Origin of the sequence: Listeria grandensis, from assembly GCF_014322885.1 — a bacterium.
Taxonomy (GTDB): Bacteria; Bacillota; Bacilli; order Lactobacillales; family Listeriaceae; genus Listeria_A; species Listeria_A grandensis.
Map to the genome: position 1 here is coordinate 557492 of NZ_JAASUG010000001.1, position 23803 is coordinate 581294.

Genomic DNA, 23803 nt, shown 5'->3' on the forward strand with positions numbered 1-23803 from the left:
TTAATCAAGTGCTACCAGTGATTTCCTTCCTACGAGCAAAATAATAATCCCGATAACAACAGCAAATCCAGCCACGTAAAATGTCACATGAGGGTTGAACCATACAGCCAAACTTCCGGCAAGCCAAGGCGCAATCGCACCACCAGTAAAGCGAATGAAGCTATACGCAGAAGAAGCCGTGGAGCGCTCTACTGGCGAAACAACCATCACTGCTGAGGTAATAAGCGTATTGTTAATTCCTTGGAAAAAACCGGCGATCACGATGCAAACCGAAATGATTGTACTGTCATTCGCACCGATCCCCATGACAACCAAAACAAGCGCAAACAGTGCCAAAGCTCCAACCATGACAAGCTTCGTGCCCCACATTTCTTCTAGTCGTGGCGCTACAAAAACGGACGAAATAGCAAGCATCAAGCCCCAGCCAAAAAACACCAAACCAACTTGAATCGCGCTATATCCCTCCATCAAAAACGGCGAATAAGCCAACAATGTAAAAAATCCAAAATTATAAAATAAGGCCGTTAAACCAGTGACGAGTAGACCTTTATGGCGTAAAGCTACAAGTGAACCCCAGAATTTCGACTTCACTTTCGGTTTTGGTATCGGATCAAGCAGCATGATAATTGCCACAAATCCAATGGCCATCAGCGTCGCTACTCCAAAAAATGGGGCACGCCATGTGATGCTACCAAGAAGCCCTCCGACAAGCGGTCCGACCGACATGCCGAGTCCCATTGCCGCTTCATACATAATAATCGCTTTTTCCGTCGCGCCCGAACTAACCGCGATAATCGTTGCAAGTGCCGTGGAAATAAAAAGCGCGTTACCAAGTCCCCAGCCTGCCCGCAAGCCAACTAACTGCCCCACCGATTGCGATAATCCACCAAGCGATGCAAAAATAATAATGATAACGAGTCCGATCAACAACGTCATTTTGGCCCCAATTCGGCTCGATATAAATCCTGTAAACAGCATCACAACACCCGTCACCAACATATAGCTCGTAAATAATAGCGACGTTTGCGCGGGTGTCGCGTGTAATTGTTCCGAAATCGATTTTAAAATCGGATCCACTAACCCGATCCCCATAAAAGCCACGACACATGAAAAAGCTACCGCTAATGCCGATTTAGGCTGATGCAGCAAACTTTTCAAAATACCGTCTTCTTTGTTTAATGTTACTTTCTGCTCTACCACAACTACCACTCCTGTTTCTTTTTATTGCTTATTTTAGAGTATACGCCTCCCATCACCATTATGTAAATATTTACATGTTTATTTTTATATGTATTTTAGAACAAAGATGTGCTATACTGAAATGAATATATGCTGCGTTGGAGGGGTTTAAATTGAATACACTGAGTTACGTCCTACTTTGCATGCTCGCCCGAAAGTCCTGTACTGGCTATGAACTAAAGCAATATATGGAACTTTTTTGGCAAGCCCATCACAGTCAGATCTACACCGTCCTCGGCAAAATGGAAACAGAAGGCTATGTCCATTTCGAGGCCGATCCTGATACGACGAAGAAAATCTACTCGCTCACAGAAAAAGGCGTGCAAGCCGTCAGCGAATGGGTGCTAGAAGACACACCAGAGCCCATTAGCCGCGATGAATTTCTTGCTAAAATTTACGTAATTGCCTTAATGGATAAAAGCACCGTGATCCAACTTTTCAATGATCGCCGTAGACATTACAAAAAAAGAGCTGCGATTAATAAACCAAAACTGGAAGAACTAGAAATCTTGCAGAACGACCCGACTAGAAAAGAAGAATGGCGCAATTCCTTTGGCCGCTATCTAATCGTCAAACGCCGTGATGATATTTGCACACAGGAGCTAGAATGGTGTGACTGGGCTGAGGATTTGTATCATACCGCGTTTGATAAGATCTGATTATATGCAAATGAAAACACCGCATCCCTAGTCTGAGATACGGTGTTTTTAGCGCGCGATCTTATTTTCTATTTTTAAATGCGTTTTTTCTAAGTGGGAAATGATGTTCTCTACTGACTCACCAAATGGGACTTCGAATCGATAAATCTTACCGTTCAACGTATGTATACGAACAATTTCCCCGTGATTGGACCAAAATCGATTCCAGCTTCCTTTTGATCGGAATTCTAGTTTAGTAACTTCTTTGAATTCTATCTTGAAGTTAGCGGACTTTTGTAAAAGCGTCATAAAAGCTTTTTTGGCAACCAATTCATCACATTGTTGACATCGTTTTTCCTGCATCTTCTGTGCTAGCCGATATGGAAAATAAAACAATAACATCCCAACAATAGTATCTCCTGTAGCTGCTTCAAAGGCTTTTTGATTGTAGAAATCACCGCCTACTTGAACGAAATAAAGCCTCCCGTCGTCTATGTAAACACGCAGGTACCGATCGAGCAACACCGCCTTCTTCCTCACTAAATGAAAAAACATTTTCTCCACTCCCTAAAATTTTCACTCACTCCTATTCCATCGACTTACTGGAAAACACTTAAATAATCGCTCCCCGTCCACCGCACGATAAAATTCCTGCCTTACTCGATTTCCGCGCTCCTTCAACTCCTCATTCTTAGTATAACTATAACAGGCAATCCCAACAAGAAGAATAGCTATGACAACCAGGCCCGCTACAATAAATTTCTTCATAACACGAAGCTCCCTCACCATTTTTACATTAAGCTTATCATAAAACGTGTGCCAAAAACCGATTTTATCCTAAACGTATGAAAATTGATCCTGAACGCTATTTTTAAACTTGACATGGAGCTACATCAAAGTTTTACAATTTATCTACACCACACAATTGGGGAGAAGAACAATGAAGAAAACATTATTTAATGAACACAAAAAGATTCAAGGATTTTGCGATGCACCACTAGCTGAAACTAGTATCCATCAGGCAAAAACAGATGGAAATTTCTTCAAAAATCACGATATTACTTTTGATCAAGCCTACAGTTCCAAATTTGAATGGGCTTGCGACACGCTAGAATTAGTCACTGCGATGAACTATACACGAATCAAGGCTTAAAAGAATGGAACTTTGGCACATTTGAAGGGGAAAGCGAAGACTTAAATCCGCCGCTTCCATATGGAGATTTTTTCGAGAATTATGGTGGCGAACGAGAGATAGGTTTTCGGGATAGGCTTCCAGATCATGATGTCGTTTTAGCGGCTTCTCACGGTATTGCTTGCGCCCAATTTGCACGACATTGGGAGGCAAATAGCAAAATTGGCAAAGTAACCGGGGTGAAAAATCGTTTTATTCTGAAATTTGAATATGAAAATGGGGAATTTATGCTGTTTGATTTTATTAATCATAATCTTAAAAACATTAACAGAGAAGCTATGAATTAAAAATAGAGACTGAGAGATACGGTGATCTAACGATCACTCTACCTCTCAGTCTCCTTATTTTTTATGATTCCAATGCTCTAACATCTATACCATCATTTTTCTTAACTGTTACATAATAGTTTGACACAGCACGTTGTCCAGTCCAACTGTCTATTGTAGTTTTTGTTTGTTTAACCGAGTAAACTTTATACCGTTTACGCGTTTGGACCTTATATGAAACATTCTTTTTAACATTCCAAGTATTGGAGAATTTATACGTTTCCGAACTGGTCAACTTAAACCCTAATACCGACTCAACCTTTGGAACACCAACTTTTATAGTGCCATTATATGAAGTCGTAACTTTTGTCGTACCTGAAAAACTAACCGTACCCGTAGAATTACTTTTCTTTCTAACCCCTTGTGTCTCCCATGCTCCATATGCCATATTTGAGTATGTTTTTGTTGTTTGCCATCCTACAACTGGTGCTGCATCTGCTTTCTTTGGAACCAATACAGTCCCTGAAACTACTAAAATTGCTACCAAAATTCCCACTAAAATTTTTTTCAATGTAACTCTCACTTGCAAACCCCCCCCGATTTATTATGTTTTTACTATTTCAATTATCATATTAACATGTTAAACTAAGTATTACAAAAATAAGGAGGGAATTTCCATGAAAAAAGTATTTGCATTTACATCTTTTATGTTGGGATTAAGCGGTATATTTTTGTTAGAAATATTAGACCTTTTCCAGAGAAATTTAATCACTGTTTCAACACAATCCAGCGAAGACTTTGATAACGTCAATTTTTTAGGTGGGATTTTAACTATTCCAATAATGTTAATAGTCCTAGGTGTGGTATTTATTTGGTGGGACTATAAAACAAAAAAATAGCAGTGAAATAAACCCTTAAAATTAGAGCTAAACTCCAGTTTTAAGGGTTTATTTTTCAAGAAAAAGTAGGCGCAAATATAAGTTTATCTAAGCATTCAATTTCGAATTACGCCTTCCATAAGAAAAGTACACAATTAACCCTGCGACAAACCAGATCGCAAATGAAATCCATGTAATTGCGGATAAATTCAAGATCAAATACACACATAACAAGAACGACAACGCTGGTACAAACGGGTACAGCGGTGTTTTGAAACCTGTTTGTGGTAAATCTTTGTTTCTACGCAAGAAGAAAATTCCAAGCGATACCATCGAGAAAGCGAACAATGTTCCGATATTAATCAGCTCTGCTAATTGTTCGAGCGGTACCACACCCGCAACAAGACCCATCGAAATCGCAAAAATCAACGTATTACGAACTGGTGTATTGCGTTTTCCTAATTTAGAAAAGCTTTCTGGTAGCAATCCATCACGGCCCATGGCGAACAATAAACGTGTTCCACCATACGACATAACAAGGATAACTGTTGTCATCCCAACAATCGCACCAAGTGATAACAGGCCTGCGAACCAATTTTGCCCGATGGCTTGAAGTGCAAAGGCTACAGGAGCACTAATTCCTTCCAAATCAGCAAATGGAACGATCCCTGTCAAAACAGCTGATAGCAAGATGTACAATGCTGTACAAATTGCAAGAGAAGAGATAATCCCAATTGGCATATTACGTTGGGGGTTCTTCACTTCCTCTGATGCCGTCGAAACCGCATCAAAACCAATATAAGCAAAGAATACTGTCGATGCTCCTGTTATAACTCCACTAAATCCAAACGGTAAGAATGGCGTCCAATTGTCCGGCTTCACATAGAAGATACCTACAATAATAAACAGGACAACAACGGCAACCTTAACCAGCACCATCACATTGTTAACACGCGTGGATTCTTTTATTCCTAAACTCAGCAAAATGCCTATAATAATAATTACTAAAAATGCCAATAAGTCGAAATAAACACCTTTGTCTGGGTTGTAAGAACCTGAAATAGCTTCTGGAATGTGGAGGCTAAATCCAGCCAGTAAACTTTTCACATAAGAAGCCCAGCCACTTGCAATGGCTGCAACTGCAAGACCATACTCCAGCAAGAGCGACCACCCTAGTATCCACGCAATTCCTTCACCGAAAACGTGGTAACTATATGTATACGCACTACCAGCAACCGGCAACTTTGAAGCAAATTCCGAATAGCAGAGTGCCGCTAAACAGCAAGCCAAACCTGCAATAATGAACGAAATAATGATTCCTGGTCCAGCAATGACAGAAGCAACTTTCCCCGGCAAAATAAAAATACCAGCTCCAACTACTGCTCCTACACCAAGCATTGTTAAATCAAAAGCCCCTAATGTCTTATTCAAATGATGCGCGCCACTCGTATCCAAGTGAAACTTCTTTTTTCTGAAAAATGAATTATTGTTTCCCATCAAACTCCTCCGATCTATATACGAATTTTAGCATAATTTTCGGAATTCTTCAACCGCGTTTTGCATAAAATCATTTGCCCAACTCTTCTAGCGCACGATCAAAGGCTTCTCGAACCGCAACTGTTTTCTCTTCATCGCGATATTCCTTTAAAACCCGCACGATTGCAGCCAAAACTCTGGGGTCTTCCAACGCTATTTCCGTCAAATAAAGCACGATGCGAATTCTAACAATGTAGTAATCATTCGCTAAATTTTCAAAGAACAGATCTAAATCGCGGTGTCCTAAACGCTCTAATCCATAAACAATGCCCATTTTCGCAACATCGTCCTGTTCTTCAAGCAACAAACGCTGCAAAATCGAAATAGTCGCCTCGTTCGCCGTAGCACCAATCGCCTCGGCCGCATAACAACGCACTAGCGCATCCTCATCCTTTTCCAAAACAGCCAAAAGTTGCGGGACAACCTCACCGTCTCCCCATTTCCCCAAAATTTCTAAACATTTAATACGCTGCAACGCATCCTCACTTTGTAGCCCTTCACACGCAATGTCTACCGTTCGCGGATCATCAACATACCACAAATACTCATATACAGCGTCTCGGATATCCTGATTTTCATGCGTTACATGCTGCAACAACAGCTCCGCAACAATTGGCCGTTCCCCAAACTCCTTCAATATCTCAAGCACCTCCACGATTTCCTCACAATCCGGCTCCACCATCCCCGCCAGTATCCGAAAATCAGTCAACGCCCGCTTCAAGTTCTCCTCCACACTTTCCTGCACACCGAGAAACTCCACTTCCTCACAATAAAACGACATCGTGCCATGCTCATAATCATTCACATAAAACTGGATTTCCTCTATCGGTTCCCGGCTAATCTTAATATCGCCGACTAGCCAATCCCCATGCATATCCAGTTTCAAGCTACTAACCCCAATAAACCGCAACGACACATCATACATTTTGCCATCCATTAACTGCAAAAATACCGACGTCAAACAAGGCTTTTTGTCATAATAAGGTGGTAATTCCAAGACCTCATATGAAAATGTCGACATCTCATCCAAATAAGTCCCGTCAAAACCGGGCACCGCTTCCTGCATTTCTTCCCAGTGACGCCAATGCTTCATCACGATCTCTCCCCTCTAAATCTGTTTCATCACAAATAAATTCGTCCCAATATACACAACTGCGAAAACAATAATCAAGGCAATCGTCCACGTACTCGTTAGAAAATAAACTAGAACTAGCGCAACAAACAAAATAAACTGGACAACCGTTGCCAGCTTCATCATCATTAAAGCCCGCGTCTCTACTCTCTCATCGCGCAAAAAAACCTTATTCTTCTTCCAAAATATCACATCATCCATCTTCGCTATACGCCCAGTCAAACGTGACCTCATACACCGACTCCGCATTCGGAATAACATCAAATTCTAACGCATCTGTCATTTTCTGAATTCCCTCTATTTTCCCCATACGCCTCTCCCTTTACTAATCTGATACTTCTATCATACCTAGTTTTCAAACTATCTTCAATAGTTAAAAAGTTTTCCCTGCATGCGAGTAGGGTAAAAATAGAATGTAGATACATTCACTAAAATGAGGAGGACTAATTATGTCAAAAATGAAAGCAAGCACAGCGCTAGTTAACGTCTTAAAAAACTGGGATATCGATCACGTATACGGGATTCCCGGCGATTCGATCGATACCATTGTTGATGCGCTCCGTGCCGAACAAGAATCTATCCAGTTCATCCACGTCCGCCATGAAGAAGTCGCCACACTCGCCGCTTCATCCTACACAAAGCTCACGAACAAAATCGCGGTCGCTCTATCCATAGGAGGTCCCGGCGCTATTCACATGTTAAACGGAATGTACGACGCCAAAATGGACAACGTGCCGATGCTCGTTCTAGCTGGCCAAGTCCCAACCGATGTCGCCAACACGAACTATTTCCAAGAAGTCGACTTACCAACCCTATTTGCCGATGTCGCCGTTTTCAATAAACAAATCGAAAGCGCAGAAACACTTCCCGACATTGTCGACGAAGCCATTCGTACAGCTTACGAGAAAAAAGGTGTCGCCGTCCTAACGATTCCAAATAATATACCACTAACTGAAATCAAAATGAATAACAAACCAAAACAAGAGGCTTACCAGCAAATAAAACCAGAAATGGCGACAGAAACCATCGCGCGCGCAGCTACCCTCATCCAAAAAGCCAAAAATCCGATCATCCTAGCTGGCGTCGGCACCAAACATGCCAAAGCGACACTTGTCCAATTTTCCGAACATACCAAAACACCAGTTATCATCTCACTTCCAGCCAAAGGCATCATGCCAGATGACCATCCAAACTTCCTCGGAAACCTTGGAAAAATCGGTACAAAACCAGCCTATGAAGCGATGCAGGAAGCCGATTTACTACTTATGATTGGCAATGATTATCCTTATACGGACTACTTACCGCAACATGACGTGACATGCATCCAAATCGATATCGACCCAGCCAAAATAGGTCACCGCTTCCCCGCTACAGTCGGCATCGTTGGCGACGCAGACGAAGCGCTAACCGCTCTAATCAATGCAACGGATTACATAGCGAAACGCGAATTCCTAGATGCCTGCCAAGAAAACATGACCAATTGGTGGAAATGGCTCCGCGAAGATGAAGCAAAAACAGGCGAGCCCATCGCTCCCGAAGCTGTCATGGCCAATATCCAAAAAATTGCCGACAAAGATGCTATTTTCTCCATCGATGTTGGTACAGCTACGGTTTGGAGTACCCGTTATCTCCACCTTGGCCATCAAAATGATTTCCTCATCTCCGCTTGGCTTGGAACAATGGGTTGCGCGCTTCCAGGAGCCATCGCAGCTAAATACGCATTCCCAGAACGCCAAGTCATCGCTATAGCTGGTGATGGTGGCTTCTCAATGGTCATGCAAGATTTCGTGACCGCCGTACACTATAAATTGCCAATGATTATCGTCGTGCTAAACAACAAAGAACTGTCCTTCATCAAATACGAACAACAATCCGCCGGCGAATTAAATTACGCGATCGACCTCCCAGACATCAACTACGCCGAATTTGCCGAAAGTTGTGGCGGTCTTGGTTTCCGTGTCGAAAAATTTGACGATCTCGAACTGGCTTTTGAAGCTGCCCGCACCGCTACACGCCCTGTAATTATCGATGTCCTAGTAGACAGCGATGCCGCACCACTTCCCGGAAAAATCGTGATGGACGAAGCACTCGGTTACACTAAATTCGAAATCCGTTCCGTTTTAGAAGACCGTCGCTTTAGCAAAATGCCGCCACTGAAAACCATCATCCGTCGCTTCTTCTAACGTACAAAAATACGATGCCAGCGCTGTTTATGCCTAGCATCGTATTTTTCATTTCAAGAAAGGACAGCCGTTCGTTTCAATATAATCTACCAACTCCGCCCCCACAACCGTCACCGTTTTTCGCCAAGGATGACTGAGCCACGCCAAATCCATCTCCATGTTTAAGAAGAAATAATAATCCCCATCCGGCAAATAAGGCACATACCAGTCACCAAATTCACCACGCGGATATTCCGAATCCACCAAAAATCGATACGCTTCATGATACCAATCCAACGCATACATTTCCTCGCCGAAAAACCGTAAGAACAATCGCTTCGTCCAAGCTTCGCCCTCAAAATACTCCCGCTCCGCCTCCTCCTCATACGTCCGATGACTCAAAATCTTATACTCCTTAAAAACTACATTCGCATCGTTCGGTATAATCGGTCTCGCAAAAATGGAAGAAGACGGCTTAAACGCGTACTTCGCGCGAAATTTATCATCAACTGCTCGCACATGTTCTATTTCATACCATTCCATCGTGCCACCCCTCAACTATACATCATATTCACAACTACACTTCCCACAATCAATACGACGGCACTAGCAAAAAGACTCCCAAAAATATAATGTCTATGCTTCAAATTAGAGATCGAAACCGCCAGGAAACAAAGGCCCAGTATCACTTGAATCCAGACTGGAAATCCAAGCCCCGTTTTTGTTTGAAACATATAATAAATAAGGTTGGCTAAGATCACCCCATAAACAACGATGACAATACCCACCATGATTTTTGCAACGCTCACTCTAAATCCCCCTATACAAAAAAACTTCTACTCCATCAGTATACACGAGCCAAAAAATTTTTAAAATTAATATTTGATGATGGCTGCGAAAAAAAAGAACCAGTTATCGCTAACTGATCCTCCCATTTCAAACCTTATTTTTCTTTTGTTGCTGTTGTGTCCTCTGCATAATCGCTCTCTGGCTGCTCCCCGTAAAGCCCTGAGATCCGTTTAAACCAGATGAACATATGCGTCACGATGACTTTAAGTACGGCATATCCTGGCACCGCAAAAATGACGCCTAGAATACCAAACAATTTCCCTGAAACTAAAATCACGAAAAGAATTGTAATTGGATGCACTTTGAGCGTTTTCCCCATGACTTGCGGGGAGATAAATTTTCCTTCTAGTAGTTGTACGACGATCCAAACGATGATGAGTTTTATAAGTAACCAAGGAGATGTCACAATCGCAATGATAATCGCTGGTGTAATCGCAATAACTGGTCCCAAATACGGCACAATACTCGTACACGCGGCAATGATAGCAAGCGTCAGCGCATACGGTAAACCGATAATGAGATAACCGATAAACAGTAAAATCCCGATACAAAAACTAACGATAATCTGACCACGAATATACGAACTAATTTGGCCATTGGATTCATGCAAAACTTGGCGTGTATGTGCGCGTGAATTCACTGGTAACATTTTTAAAAGATAGTCTGGTAACTTCTTGCCGTCTTTTAGTAGATAGAATAGGACAAGTGGGGTTGTTACGATCGCGAGTATAACCTCAGTCACCGTTCCAACCACGCTACCAATACTGTTAACAGCGCTGCTCACAACACCTGCCCCTTGCTCAGAAATCGTTTTTGTGATGCTACTAAAATTCTCCTGCACTTTCCCCTTCACCTGATCAAATAACGGTGACTCCGAAAATTCATTGAACTTCGCAACGACTTTATCCCAGTATGACGGGAATGTTTTCACTAAACTCACAATCTGATCTTTCACAGCTGGCACGATAAAGCTAAATACCAATACCAATAACCCAATAATCACAAGATACAGCAAACCGATGGACCAGCCACGATGCCAGCCCTTCTTTTCCAACCAATCAATGAGCGGATTACATAAATAATAAGCAATTCCCGCCAAGATAATCGGCGCTGCAATCGTGGATATAATCACCATAATTGGGTCAAAAATGAACGAGATCTTCGTCAAAACGTAAATATCTAGCGCGACCAATAGGAAAATTAGTAGACTAAGCACAAATTTGTTTTCAATAAAAAATTTCTTGAACTTCGAAAACGATTCTTTCATTCACTCCACCCCTCTTTATTTTTAGATTCCCTAAATCTAAGTTTCAGAACCATTATACAAGTTATTCCTAACAAACTCACGCATTTATATCTAACCAAGCACAAGACCTTCTGGGTCAAGTTCCAACAACGCATGCGCAAAATAGAAATGATACCGATCCTGAAAACCTGTGAACAACTCGGCGCCTTCTTTTTGATACATGATTAGCGGATCTTGTTGCCCGTAAGCGCGCAAATGGATTCCCTCACGAAGTTGCACCATCTGATCCAAGTGCACCACCCACATTTGATCTAGCAAATTCAAATAGACCTCTTTTTCGATCTGGTTAATCGTTCCTGTTGGAAATTTCGTTCGTTGTTTGCGATGCCAGAAAACCAACGCTTCTACCGCCTCTGCTTGCGACATCAACGTGACTTGGTCAAACGAATGTGGAAATTTCGTACCACCGAGCAGTTCGCCCATTTTGGCATAGCGCGCGTCAAGATCCGGCTCGCGTTCTGAGAATACGTCCTCCGCCACTTCCCGCAAAATCCGCTCCGAAAAAGCGCCCAATTGATCAATGCTAAGCAGGCGATCCCGCTCTTCGTACACCTTTTTGCGTTGAATATCGATGACCTCATCGTAAGCTAGCAAGTCTTTGCGAATATCGTAGTTCGAACCTTCTAAACGCTTCTGCGCCTCCAAAATCATCTGATGGACTTTCCTCGACTGCACCGGTTTATCATCAAAATTGTATTTGCGTTGCATACGGCGAACATAGGCTTCCCAACGCTTATTATCAAAATGGTCGATCAGCTCATCATCTAGCGACAAGATAAACTTACTAAAACCAGGGTCCCCACGACGTCCAGAGCGTCCCATCAGCTGCAAATCGATTCGCCGGCTTTCATGGCGTTCCGTTCCAATCACAGCTAAACCTCCAAGCGTATACACGCCTTTATCAAGCTTGATATCCGTTCCGCGTCCCGCCATATTCGTCGCGAGCGTCACCATACCTCTTTTCCCAGCGCGAGCAATGATTTCAGCCTCTTGTTCATGATTTTTCGCGTTCAGCACTTGGTGCGGGATTTCGGCTTTTGTTAACAGCTCGCTGACCCATTCATTACTCTTAATCGAAGACGTCCCAATCAAAATAGGTTGCCCACGTTCATAACGCCAAGACACCTCATACACAATGGCCTCTCCTTTTTGTTCCTTCGTATAGAAAACCTCGTCCTCATTATCCACCCGATTTACCCGTAGATGCGTCGGAATTACAACCACATCCATATTATAAATATGACGGAATTCCTCTTCCTCCGTTTTTGCCGTTCCCGTCATGCCCGAAAGCTTCTTGTACATCCGGAAATAATTCTGAACCGTAATCGTCGCCAGCGTCCGAGATTCCTCCCGAACCTCCACGCCTTCCTTCGCCTCAATGGCTTGGTGCAAACCGTCATTGAAACGCCGCCCCGGAAGCGCCCGCCCAGTATGCGGATCAATGATCAATACCTCTCCATCTAACACCACATAATCCCTATCCTTTTGCATCAAAAAATGCGCCCGCAAAAGTAGCATTGTGATCCGATGAAGCGGCTGATGTGCCTCGGCATATAACGAATCAATTTTCCAGAAGCGTTCCGCCTTCTCAATTCCCGCGTCATGCAGCCAAACAAATCGTTTCTTTTCCTCGACTTCATAATCGTCCGTCAACATCGTCCGCACCAATTCGTCGGCTACCGTGTAAAGCGTCAAGTCCTCTTCCTTACGATCCGAAATCAGAAGTGGCGTCCTAGCCTCGTCAATCAGAATGGAATCCGCCTCATCGATCAGCACAAAATCAAGTCCCGACTGCACCTTATCCTCTGTTTGCCGAACCATGTTGTCGCGCAAATAATCAAAACCAAATTCCGATGCGGTTCCGTAGATAACATCCGCCTTATAAATCGCTTGTTTCTGCTCCTTATCAAGCCCCGAAACATTTAAGCCAACCGACAAACCAAGGTATTCCAACACCTGTCCGATTTCCTCACGGTCACGCTTCGCCAAGTACTCATTCGCCGTTACCAAATGTACCTTATTTCCTCGCAACACCTCTATGTACATCACAAACAAAGAAACGAGCGTCTTCCCCTCACCTGTTTTCATTTCCGCAATTTTCCCATCGCCGAGAACGAAAGCGCCAATCAACTGAACCATCACAGCCTCCAGCCCAACAGTCCGCCGTGCCGCCTCTCTCACTAGCGTAAAGATATAAATCCGGTCGCGCTCCGTGATTTCCCGCTCCTGAAATTTATGTATCCAGTGTTGCGTTTGTTCCTTCAGCGCGGATTGATCCATCAATCTATATAAATCCTCCCGCTTGACAACCTCACGGGCCATATTTCGGTATGCCTTCACTATTTTTCGATCATCATATGTTTGTACCATTTTTAAAGCCTCCTAATCATCTTCTATTATAACCTAGAAAGCCTTGCAAAACCAAGGAATCTCTAGATAAAATTTCTTTAAGCATGCCCCCTTACAAAAAAACGCCAGATTCAATTATTACAGTTTGATTAAATTTTTCTATTGATTTTTGCCAACAGGTTTCGTCATACGAAAATCAGAATGTAATATTTTATACAGATTGACGCTCACGATTCCCAACCTCTCGCGTTCCACAGCATAATGAAACGCGCGTTCCTATTATCTACCTTTACAGCCATGTTACAAAAGTGCCCGCGTGTTTATAGAATCACCTTAAATCCTTATTCCTCCATTTGTAATTTATCTTAAATCCCCGTAGAATGGGTATTACATGAGTATGTATAAAAAGAAAAAACCTAGCATTAAAAGTTAGAGAGGAGTTTTAAAAATATGAAAAAGGCGGCAATAGCAACGGCAACGGCTGGAATCGCAGTCACAGCCTTCGCAGCACCAACCATTGCATCAGCAAATACTGTCATTGTACAAGCGGGCGACACACTATGGGGGATCGCTCAAAAAGCAGGTACCGACGTTGATACTATTAAAAAAGCTAACAAGTTAACTTCCGACACGATCTATCCAGGTCAAAAATTAGAAGTAGCTAAATTAGCCGAAGAAGCTAAAAAATCCGTCAATGCGACATGGCTAAATGTTCGTCAAGGCCCTAGTGTTGAAAACAGCATCATTACTTCTATTAAAGGTGGCACACAAGTCACGGTTGAAACTACAGAAGCAAACGGCTGGAACAAAGTCGTCTATGCAGACGGTAAATCAGGTTATGTCAATGGCAAATACCTATCTGACGTAACTGCTGCAACTCCTGTTGTTGAACCAGAAACACCGAGCGCACCCGTTCAAGAAGAAGTAACAGAACCACAAGCAGAAACACCTGCAGCACCGCAAGTTGAACAACCTGCCGCAGAACAAGAAGTATCCGTTAACGCGACAACACATAAAGTAAAAAACGGCGACACACTTTGGGCATTATCAACCAAGTATGGCGTATCCGTGCAAGACTTGATCTCTTGGAATAATCTATCTTCCTCTTCTATTTACGTAGGACAAACGCTCGCAGTGAATCAAAGCGAAGCACAAACCCCTGCACCTGAAAAAGAAGTAACCGCTCCTGTTGCAAAAGAAGAAGCACCAGAAACAGCTACGCCAACAGCTCCACCAGCAAAAGAAGAAGTGAAGGAAGCAGCACCAGAAACAGTTACACCTCCAAAAGCGGAACAAAATGAGGCTCCAGCCGTTCAAGTAGACACAAATGCATCTACATACACCGTTCAAGCTGGCGACTCGCTTTCCAAAATCGCAACGCTGTTTAGCACAAGCGTAGCAAATTTAAAAGCAATCAACAGTTTAACTAATGACAATATCGTTGTTGGCGACGTTCTAAAAGTAAAAGGCTCTGCACCGGTAAAAGAAACGGTAGAGAAACCTGAAACAGAAAAACCAGCCGTATCAAAACCTGATACCGCTCCAACAACTAATGTCAACAAACCAAGCAAGCCAAGTAAACCAGCTGTTAACACTTCCAACACATCGAACTATACTGTCCAAAGCGGTGATTCTTACTACACAATCGCGCAAAAATTTGGCACAACCGTAGATAACTTAAAAGCATTAAACAATGCAACAAGTAACAATCTACAAGTTGGCGATGTTTTGAAAGTAAAAGGAACAGCATCTAGCTCCAACAACAACTCAAATGTAAACAAACCATCAAATACAGGCAATAACAACAGCAATTCGAATTCAAGTTCCAACACGAATAACAATTCGGGTAGTAGCAACAATAACTCATCTTCTTCCGATGCAAGCTTCAGCGCACTAATGAACGAAGCACAAAAGCATCTTGGAAAACCTTATTCTTGGGGCGGTAACGGACCATCTACATTCGATTGTTCCGGCTATACAAAATATGTCTTTGCAAAACTTGGCATTTCGATTCCACGTACATCGGGATCACAATATGCTGCATCTACAAAGATCAGCGCTAGCCAAGCAAAACCTGGCGATCTAGTATTCTTTGATTACGGTAGCGGTATTGCGCATGTTGGTATCTATATCGGCGGCGGTCAAATGATCGACGCACAAGACAACGGCGTTAAAATCGACAACATCACATCAGGTTACTGGGCTAATTATCTCGTAGGATATGGTCGCGTAGCTAACTTCTAAAAAATAAAACCAAACCGCTTGCAGGCTTCGTACTTGCAAGCGGTTTTCTTTCGTATAAAAACAGATTCATTATCGGTGAAATCTCAAAAAGATGACTCCTGTACAATACAGAAGCCATCTTTTCGCAAGTGCTTAATTCTTTTTTTACATGTGTTAGCTTATTTCTTTCTGCGTAGGAACCATGCACCTAATGTGACGAAAAGTCCTCCGAATAGGGTTGTGCTTATTCCTGATGTGTCCCCTGTGTTTGGTAATTCTTTTGCTATTTGCGCAGGCTCTATTTCTTTCTCTGGTGTTGGCTTTGCTGTTGGCATCACAACAGTAGGTTGAACAGGTGTTACTGGTTTCACGATTGGATTTGTTGGGGCAACTGGTGTGACTGGTACTATTGGCTGTGCACCAACAATAACCGTGATGGTAAATTGTGTTTCGTTGCCGTCCGAATCGATCACGCTGTAAGTCACATGATAGATACCTGCTTGCTCTGGGTTCACATCATTTGATACAATCGTAATTTTGCCTGTCAAATCGCCATCTTCGAGATCAGTAGCATTCACGCCTGCCATTGGATCAAAGGCTTGACCGTATGCGAGTGTTTGATCGCTTGCGTGAATCACTGGTTTTTCGTTGGTCAATACGGTCACGGTATAGGTCGCTTCCGTTGTGTTGCCGTCAGAATCAGTAATGCTATACGTCACGTGATACACGCCAGGTACGTCTGGATTAACGTCGTTCGCCAGGATTTGGATCGCGCTTGTTACGTCACCGTCTTCGGTGTCGCTTGCTGTGATTCCGGCCATTGGGTCAAACGTGCGGCCTGCTTTGAAGCTTGTATCATGCCCCGTAATCACTGGCTTGTCATTGCTGAGAATCGTCACGGTAATCGTTTTTTCCGTAGTATTACTGTCGGTATCGAGGACACTGTATGTGATATGGTACTCGCCGGGCACATCGATGTTCACATCATTCGCCACCACTTGGATATTCGAAGTAAGATCGCCATCTTCGAGGTCCTCGGCGCTCACACCTGCCATTGGATCTAATGAACGATGTGCTTTTTGCGTGATATCGCTTGCCGTGATGACTGGTTTCTCATTGGTTAAAACGGTCACCGTGATCGTTTTCGTCGTCACGTTGTTGTCGCTGTCCTTCACGCTGTAAGTCACGTGGTAGGTGCCTGCTTGAGTCGCATCGACGTCATTCGCTGTAATCGTCACGTCTCCTGTCACATCGCCGTCTTCTGTATCACTTGCGGACATGCCTGCCATCGGATCAAACGTGCGTCCAGCCTTGAATGTTTGATCTGTCGCGTGGATCACTGGTTTGTCGTTCGTGCGGACATAGACGTGGCGTTGAATTGTGGTTTCATTGCCATCAGCATCTGTCACGCTATAAGAAACAGCATACGTGCCCGCTTGCGTCATGTCTACCGTGTTCGTCTCTACCTTGATCTTATCCGTGAGGTTGCCATCTTCGGTGTCATTCGCGGTAATACCTGCCAGTGGTTCAAACGTGTCGCCCACTTTTAAATACACATCATTCGTTGTCAAAATCGGCGCGTCATCCGTTAACACGGTCACGGTAATCGTTTTCGTCGTTGCGTTGCCATCCGAGTCCGTCACACTGTACGTCACGTGATACACGCCTGCTTTGGCTACATTGACATCGTTCGCTGTGACTTGGATTTTGCTAGTGATATCGCCATCTTCCGTATCGCTCGCTGTCACAGCATTGTTCACGTCGAAGGCTTTATTGACACGCATCGTGATGTTGGACGCTTGGATAACTGGTGCATCGTTGCTGGTCACTGTCACGGTAATCGTCTTCGTTGTGGTGTTGCCGTCGGAATCCGTCGCACTATATGTCACGTGGTACGTGCCGACTTTCGACGTATCCACATCATTCGCGGTTACCTCGACAGCCAGTGTCATATCGCCATCTTCCGTGTCACTTGCCGTCACATCTGCGTATGGGCTAAACGTACCTCCCTTTTTCAATGTCTGATCTGTTGCCGAAATCATCGGTGCATCATTACTCGTCACCGTCACGGTGATTGTTTTGGTCGTCGTGTTGCCATCCGAATCCGTCACGCTATATGTCACATGGTACGTTCCCACTTTCGACGTGTCCACATCATTGGCCGTGATCGTGATTTGACTTGTCAGATTACCATCTTCAGTATCCGTCGCGCTCACACCAGCTTCCAGATCAAGCGTACCACCTTTTTTCACGGTCTTATTTGCCGCTGTAATGACTGGTGCATCATTACTTGTCACTGTCACCGCAATCGTTTTCGTCGTGACATTGCCGTCCGAATCCGTCACGCTGTACGTCACATGATACGTCCCAACTTGTGTTGTATCCACATCGTTCGCCGTCACTTGGATGTCAGCCGATACGTCACCATCTTCCGTATCGCTCGCACTCACGCCCGCTGTTGGCACAAATTGTTCCCCTTTTTTCAGCGTCATGTCCGTTGCGTTAATAACTGGCGCGTCGTTACTCGTCACCGTCACCGCGATTGTTCTCGTCGTCTTGTTGTCGTCACTATCTGTCACGCTATAAGTTATATGATACGTTCCGACTGTCGATGTATCCACATCATTGGCCGTCACTGTCACTTTATTTGTCAAACTACCGTCTTCGATGTCTGTAGCCTCTACACCTTCCATCGGGTCAATCGTCGCGCCTTTTTTCACTGTTTTATCGCTCGCTGTAATAGTCGGTTTTTCCCCCGGTATTCTTAGCTCAATCTGACCGCTTGATGTGTAACTAACTCCATTTACTTTTCCAATACCACTAATTTTCATTAGCGATTTGTTTGGCGCGGCATCTGCTTTGATATTCACATCATACGTCAGTGTAAATGTGTTGGATGGACTAGCAAACGGCAACTGAATGCTATGGCTTAGGAGCTCCTCTTTTGTTACCGAATAAACTTCTCCATCGTTTCTTGTTAGTGTCAGATTTGTCAGTGTGCTCGCATCAAATTCGGCTGCCATATCAACACCGTATTGCATCGTAAATGCTGTAGCATCATTTGTTTTATTGGAGATCATATTCGTAACAGTTACTGCTTCTGTTGGCTCTGCTTTACCGTTATCATTCCCCTTCTTGTCGTCTATTGTCAATTTTAGTTCTGGAGAAATACCGTTCACTTGTAGTTCCGTAATCGTTAATTCTTGTAAATTAGGTCTTGAGCCTGTAGAGCCGACAAATCCGAATTGCACCTCCGTTCCTCCAAAGGCTGCTTGTAAATCCTCTACTTGATAGCTTCCTGAATATGAAAGGTAATGGTAGCTTAATGTTTTAGTAGTAGCGTCCCAATCAATAGTTACCGGATGGATTTGGTCATCTTCAAAATATTCTCCTGCTGGTAGTACGTTCAAGGCATGATGTTCAATAACCGGGCCAATACCAGGAACGGTTATTGCGATATGTTTATTTTTCGGCGAAACATTTAAATCCCATGTCTCTGCAAACTCAATACCGTCATTTACATACGTATCAAATTCCACAGCTAAGGCATTTTTAATATAGTTACTACCGTACATTCCCATCGAGCCGCCAACGCCTGCAATTGCTTCACTTCCGCGAGGATCATTTTGCATAACAAACGCCATTCCGTCCGCACCATTTGGGTTATCTCCCATATATAAATTTGCTTGCATGTGGAAATTCTTTGTTAGATCAACTTTATTTTTAGCGTCAGACCAAAGTCCTCCTGCCTGACTATCCTTCTTAGGTGTGATGGTTACCTTATTTTTATCGATACTTGATGATTTTCCTGGAACAACAGAAAAGTAGTCTGTAACATCTGAAAAAGAACCACTTTCCTCCAGTTGAGTTGCTTTCAGCTTCGATTCAGCCTTCGTTGTATACATATATGAATTATCTTGTTCTGCGGCATACGTTGGAACTGCTCCTCCAACAAGTAGTGCTATCGCCGCAGATGTTGCGCCTATTTTCTTCAATGACATTTTAAATTCTTCCTCCTTCTTAATAGCTAAATATTTCCTTGGCAAAATCAATACCGTTTCCTATCGTGGAACTTTTACCACATAACACTTGCGTATTTTGAGTACAGAAAGAAGTAGATGCCACAACGGCAACTATTTCTTTCTACGCAAGAACATTGCGCCAAGGGCTGTTAGGAAACCGCCGAGGGCAAGTGTTTTCGCGACGTCATTATCGCCTGTTTTTGGTAATACTTGGTCTGTTGGCATCGCCACAGCTTGGATGGTTTGCGCTGGTGCTGGTTTACTTGGAACAGTGGGTGTCATTGGTGTCACGACGGGCGTAGTTGGAACGACTGGAGCTACGGGTTGCGCCCCGACAAGGACGGTAATCGTGATCTGTGTTTCGTTGCCATCGGAATCGACGACACTGTATGTCACGTGGTAAATCCCCGCGACGTTCGGATTCACATCGTTGGATATAATCGTGATGCTACCTGTGAGATCCCCATCTTCGACATCGCTTGCACTGACGCCTGCCATTGGATCAAACGGTGTCCCAAAAGCAATCGCTTGGTCGCTCGCGTGGATCACTGGCTTCTCATTGCTTAATACAGTCACCGTGTAGGTCACTTCTGTCGTGTTGCTATCAGAGTCGGTCACACGATACGTCACATGATACACACCGGCAACATCTGGATTCACGTCGTTCGCGATCACTTGGATACTTGCTGTGAGATCGCCATCTTCGGTGTCGCTTGCTGTGATACCAGCCATTGGATCAAACGTGCGACCTGCTTTGAAACTGCTATCTTGCCCAGTTACGACAGGGTTCTCGTTGCTGAGAATCGTCACGGTCACCGTTTTTTCTGTGGTATTGCCGTCGGAATCGAGGACACTGTATGTGATATGGTACTCGCCGGGCACATCGATATTGACATCATTCGCGATGATTTTCACGTTGGCTGTCACGTCACCATCTTCGAGGTCTGCCGCGGAAACATCCGCCATTGGATCGATGGCACGATGGGCTTTTTGCGTGATATCGCTTGCCGTGATGACTGGTTTTTCATTGGTTAACACGGTCACCGTGATGGTTTTCGTCGTTACGTTGTTGTCGCTGTCCTTCACGCTGTAGGTCACGTGGTAGTTGCCTGCTTGAGTCGCATCGACGTCATTCGCTGTAATCGTCACGTCTCCTGTCACATCGCCGTCTTCTGTGTCGCTTGCGGACATGCCTGCCATCGGATCAAAAGTGCGTCCAGCCTTGAATGTTTGGTCTGTCGCGTGGATCACTGGTTTGTCGTTCGTGCGGACATAGACGTGGCGTTGGATCGTGGTTTTATTGCCATCAGCATCTGTCACGCTATAAGAAACAGCATACGTGCCCGCTTGTGTCATGTCTACCGTGTTCGTCTCTACCTTGATCTTATTCGTGAGGTTGCCTTCTTCGGTGTCATTTGCGGTAATACCTGCCAGTGGTTCAAACGTGTCGCCCACTTTCAAATACACATCATTCGTTGTCAAAATCGGCGCGTCATCCGTCAACACGGTCACGGTAATCGTTTTCGTCGTCGTATTATTGTCGGAATCCGTCACACTGTACGTCACGTGATACACGCCAGCCTTGTCAACATTGACATCGTTCGCTGTGACTTGGATTTTGCTAGTGATATCGCCATCTTCTGTATCGCTCGCTGTCACGGCATTGTTCACGTCGAAGGCTTTATTGACACGCATCGTGATGTTGGACGCTTGGATAACTGGTGCATCGTTGCTGGTCACTGTCACGGTAATCGTCTTCGTTGTGGTGTTGCCGTCGGAATCCGTCGCACTATATGTCACGTGGTACGTGCCGACTTTCGACGTATCCACATCATTCGCGGTTACCTCGACAGCCAGTGTCATATCGCCATCTTCCGTGTCACTTGCCGTCACATCTGCGTATGGGTTAAACGTGCCTCCCTTTTTCAACGTCTGATCTGTTGCCGAAATCACCGGTGCATCATTACTCGTCACCGTTACCGTGATTGTTTTTGTCGTCGTGTTGCCATCGGAATCCGTCACGCTATACGTCACATGATACGTTCCCACTTTCGACGTGTCCACATCATTGGCCGTGATCGTGATTTGGCTTGTCAGATTACCATCTTCAGTATCCGTCGCGCTCACACCAGCTTCCAGATCAAGCGTACCACCTTTTTTCACGGTCTTATTTGCCGCTGTAATGACTGGTGCATCATTACTTGTCACTGTCACCGCAATCGTTTTCGTCGTGACATTGCCGTCCGAATCCGTCACGCTGTACGTCACATGATACGTCCCAACTTGTGCTGTATCCACATCGTTCGCCGTGATCGTGATTTGGCTTGTCAGATTACCATCTTCAGTATCCGTCGCGCTCACACCGGCTTCCAGATCAAGCGTGCCACCTTTTTTCACGGTCTTATTTGCCGCTGTAATGACTGGTGCATCATTACTTGTCACTGTCACCGCAATCGTTTTCGTCGTGACATTGCCGTCCGAATCTGTCACACTATACGTCACGTGATATTCGCCAACACTTGTTGTATCCACATCGTTCGCCGTCACTTGGATGTCAGCCGTTACGTCGCCATCTTCCGTATCGCTCGCACTCACACCCGCTGTCGGCACAAATTGCTCCCCTTTTTTCAGCGTCACGTCCGTTGCGTTAATAACCGGCACGTCATTACTTGTCACCGTTACCGTGATTGTTTTCGTCGTCGTGTTGCCGTCGGAATCCGTCACGCTATATGTCACATGGTACGTACCGACTTGTGAAGTATCGACATCATTTTCTGTTACTTTCACGCTACTCGTTAAGTTACCATCTTCTTGATCCACTGCGCTCACGTCTGTAAGAGGATTAAATGTGCCCCCTTTTTTCACGGTATGATCTGATGCTTCAATGGTTGGCACATGGTTCGCGATCACCTTCAACGTGACGTCGTTCGAGTAATTTATATAGTCTTCATCTGTAAAGCCTTGATCTTGATGTGTCACTGTCGCTTGTGTAGTGATATCGTCGGCTACAACTGCGCCCTTCACGTCAAATGTCACATGCTTTGTTGCGCCCTCACCCACACTTTCAAGCGGGATCGATAGTGTACGAGTACTACTGTCATAAGAGCCAGCAATCGATACGCCGTCCACCATGACATCAGATGAAACGAGAGTCACTTCTTCCGGAATCAGAATCGATAACTCTGTATTTTGTGATGCCATACCGCCTTCATTTTTGGCGTCGAAAGAGTAGGTCGCAATTTTGTTTTCTTTCACAGAAGTTTGGTCTACTTTTCCATCTACAGTAATGAAGGATTGCGTGGCAAATACGATATTATCCAGTAAATTCCCATTTCTAGGATCTCCACCTACGGCTTCAAATTGGAACCGTGTAGTTGTTTGTCCTGCTGGAATGGTATACGTCCCCGAATAAGTTTTCCAAGCCTCTTTTGAAGTCGTCATCGTTTCGATTATTTTTAAATCATCAGGTGTTCCAAATTTAACGGTTGCAGTATCCGTTGTCAACCGCCCACGATGCGCAACTCGCCATCTCACTTTTGCCCCTGGTGTCGTGATTATGTCCTGATATAAACCAGAAGCTTCATATGCATTTAGCTCCACATATTGTTCTCCATCCGCTGCTTCTCTGTTTTCAAAATGATTCTGGATCTCGATTAAGCCATCTGATCCTGTTGTATTCCATCCTGGAACTTCTGATTGATCCAGTGTTTTCCAAGTTCCATAAGACACGGCTGGTTGTTCAAAACTACCATTTTGAAGACTAATTACCTCCACTGGTGGTTTCGGAACACCTTGTGCATTTGTTGCCGCTAGCACGATAGGTCCCTTCATTACATTGTATGGCACGCTTGTGTTTCCAGTTAATACGGCTGATACAATCATGCTTCCTGCCACAATTTTGACGATGTTTTTGCTCATTTGTAAATCCTCCATTTTTGCTCATTTGAGTAGTTATATTTAATGTACACGTAAAAAATCGTTAAATCAGCAATCTTTTATCGTGACACATTA

Annotated in this window: 16 protein-coding genes and 1 pseudogene; 5 read left to right on the plus strand and 12 right to left on the minus strand. The window is 44.1% G+C overall.

The genetic code is table 11. The features are described 5' to 3' along the window. Complete coding sequence (locus tag HCJ54_RS02340) at positions 1 to 1200, minus strand: MFS transporter (RefSeq protein WP_342354439.1); 1200 nt, start codon at positions 1198 to 1200, stop codon at positions 1 to 3. 152 nt (positions 1201 to 1352) lie between these two features. Between HCJ54_RS02340 and HCJ54_RS02345 the strand changes: the two genes are divergently transcribed. Then, the gene (locus HCJ54_RS02345; RefSeq protein ID WP_187136487.1) at positions 1353 to 1898 is read left to right on the plus strand and encodes a PadR family transcriptional regulator; all 546 of its coding nucleotides are present in this window, start codon (positions 1353 to 1355) and stop codon (positions 1896 to 1898) included. Between the two features lie 48 nt (positions 1899 to 1946). On the opposite strand, the gene HCJ54_RS02350 is transcribed toward HCJ54_RS02345, so the two are convergent. Further along, complete coding sequence (locus HCJ54_RS02350; RefSeq protein ID WP_187136488.1) at positions 1947 to 2432, minus strand: hypothetical protein; 486 nt, start codon at positions 2430 to 2432, stop codon at positions 1947 to 1949. A 385-nt stretch (positions 2433 to 2817) separates the two neighbouring features. On the opposite strand from HCJ54_RS02350, the pseudogene HCJ54_RS02355 reads away from it, so the two are divergent. Then, positions 2818 to 3356 (plus strand): annotated as a pseudogene (locus tag HCJ54_RS02355) (histidine phosphatase family protein). Positions 3357 to 3417: 61 nt separating this feature from the next. On the opposite strand, the gene HCJ54_RS02360 reads toward HCJ54_RS02355, so the two are convergent. Next, complete coding sequence (locus HCJ54_RS02360; RefSeq protein ID WP_187136489.1) at positions 3418 to 3918, minus strand: hypothetical protein; 501 nt, start codon at positions 3916 to 3918, stop codon at positions 3418 to 3420. Positions 3919 to 4012: 94 nt separating this feature from the next. Here HCJ54_RS02360 and HCJ54_RS02365 point away from each other — a divergent pair, with 94 nt between their 5' ends. Further along, positions 4013 to 4234, plus strand: coding sequence for a hypothetical protein (locus HCJ54_RS02365; protein WP_187136490.1), 222 nt, complete (start codon positions 4013 to 4015; stop codon positions 4232 to 4234). A gap of 87 nt (positions 4235 to 4321) precedes the next feature. Here the strand turns inward: HCJ54_RS02365 and bcaP are convergent, their stop codons facing one another. The 3 genes from bcaP to HCJ54_RS02380 form a co-directional block, all read right to left on the minus strand. Next, on the minus strand, positions 4322 to 5710 hold the full coding sequence (gene bcaP, locus HCJ54_RS02370; RefSeq protein ID WP_187136491.1) for a branched-chain amino acid transporter BcaP: 1389 nt from the start codon (positions 5708 to 5710) through the stop codon (positions 4322 to 4324). 70 nt (positions 5711 to 5780) lie between these two features. Next, complete coding sequence (locus tag HCJ54_RS02375; protein ID WP_187136492.1) at positions 5781 to 6842, minus strand: HEAT repeat domain-containing protein; 1062 nt, start codon at positions 6840 to 6842, stop codon at positions 5781 to 5783. Between the two features lie 15 nt (positions 6843 to 6857). Next, the gene (locus HCJ54_RS02380) at positions 6858 to 7103 is read right to left on the minus strand and encodes a hypothetical protein (RefSeq protein ID WP_187136493.1); all 246 of its coding nucleotides are present in this window, start codon (positions 7101 to 7103) and stop codon (positions 6858 to 6860) included. 227 nt (positions 7104 to 7330) lie between these two features. On the opposite strand from HCJ54_RS02380, the gene HCJ54_RS02385 reads away from it, so the two are divergent. Further along, complete coding sequence (locus HCJ54_RS02385; protein WP_187136494.1) at positions 7331 to 9064, plus strand: pyruvate oxidase; 1734 nt, start codon at positions 7331 to 7333, stop codon at positions 9062 to 9064. A gap of 48 nt (positions 9065 to 9112) precedes the next feature. On the opposite strand, the gene HCJ54_RS02390 is transcribed toward HCJ54_RS02385, so the two are convergent. The 4 genes from HCJ54_RS02390 to secA2 all read right to left on the minus strand — a co-directional run bounded on the left by HCJ54_RS02390 (position 9113) and on the right by secA2 (position 13568). Then, on the minus strand, positions 9113 to 9586 hold the full coding sequence (locus HCJ54_RS02390) for a DUF2716 domain-containing protein (RefSeq protein ID WP_187136495.1): 474 nt from the start codon (positions 9584 to 9586) through the stop codon (positions 9113 to 9115). Between the two features lie 11 nt (positions 9587 to 9597). Further along, a complete protein-coding gene (locus tag HCJ54_RS02395) occupies positions 9598 to 9852 on the minus strand; it encodes a hypothetical protein (protein WP_036063986.1) in 255 nt (84 codons plus the stop codon). 134 nt (positions 9853 to 9986) lie between these two features. Next, a complete protein-coding gene (locus tag HCJ54_RS02400) occupies positions 9987 to 11159 on the minus strand; it encodes an AI-2E family transporter (RefSeq protein WP_187136496.1) in 1173 nt (390 codons plus the stop codon). Between the two features lie 90 nt (positions 11160 to 11249). Next, positions 11250 to 13568, minus strand: a complete 2319-nt coding sequence (gene secA2, locus HCJ54_RS02405) for an accessory Sec system translocase SecA2 (protein WP_187136497.1) — start codon at positions 13566 to 13568, stop codon at positions 11250 to 11252. A 429-nt stretch (positions 13569 to 13997) separates the two neighbouring features. Here secA2 and HCJ54_RS02410 point away from each other — a divergent pair, with 429 nt between their 5' ends. Further along, entirely contained in the window at positions 13998 to 15791 is a 1794-nt protein-coding gene (locus tag HCJ54_RS02410; protein WP_187136498.1) for a LysM peptidoglycan-binding domain-containing protein, read from the plus strand. Positions 15792 to 15949: 158 nt separating this feature from the next. On the opposite strand, the gene HCJ54_RS02415 is transcribed toward HCJ54_RS02410, so the two are convergent. Together HCJ54_RS02415 and HCJ54_RS02420 are read right to left on the minus strand one after the other, a co-directional pair. Next, positions 15950 to 19771, minus strand: a complete 3822-nt coding sequence (locus tag HCJ54_RS02415; RefSeq protein ID WP_187136499.1) for an immunoglobulin-like domain-containing protein — start codon at positions 19769 to 19771, stop codon at positions 15950 to 15952. A 132-nt stretch (positions 19772 to 19903) separates the two neighbouring features. Next, positions 19904 to 23710, minus strand: a complete 3807-nt coding sequence (locus HCJ54_RS02420; RefSeq protein WP_187136500.1) for an immunoglobulin-like domain-containing protein — start codon at positions 23708 to 23710, stop codon at positions 19904 to 19906. Between the last annotated feature and the right edge of the window lie 93 nt (positions 23711 to 23803).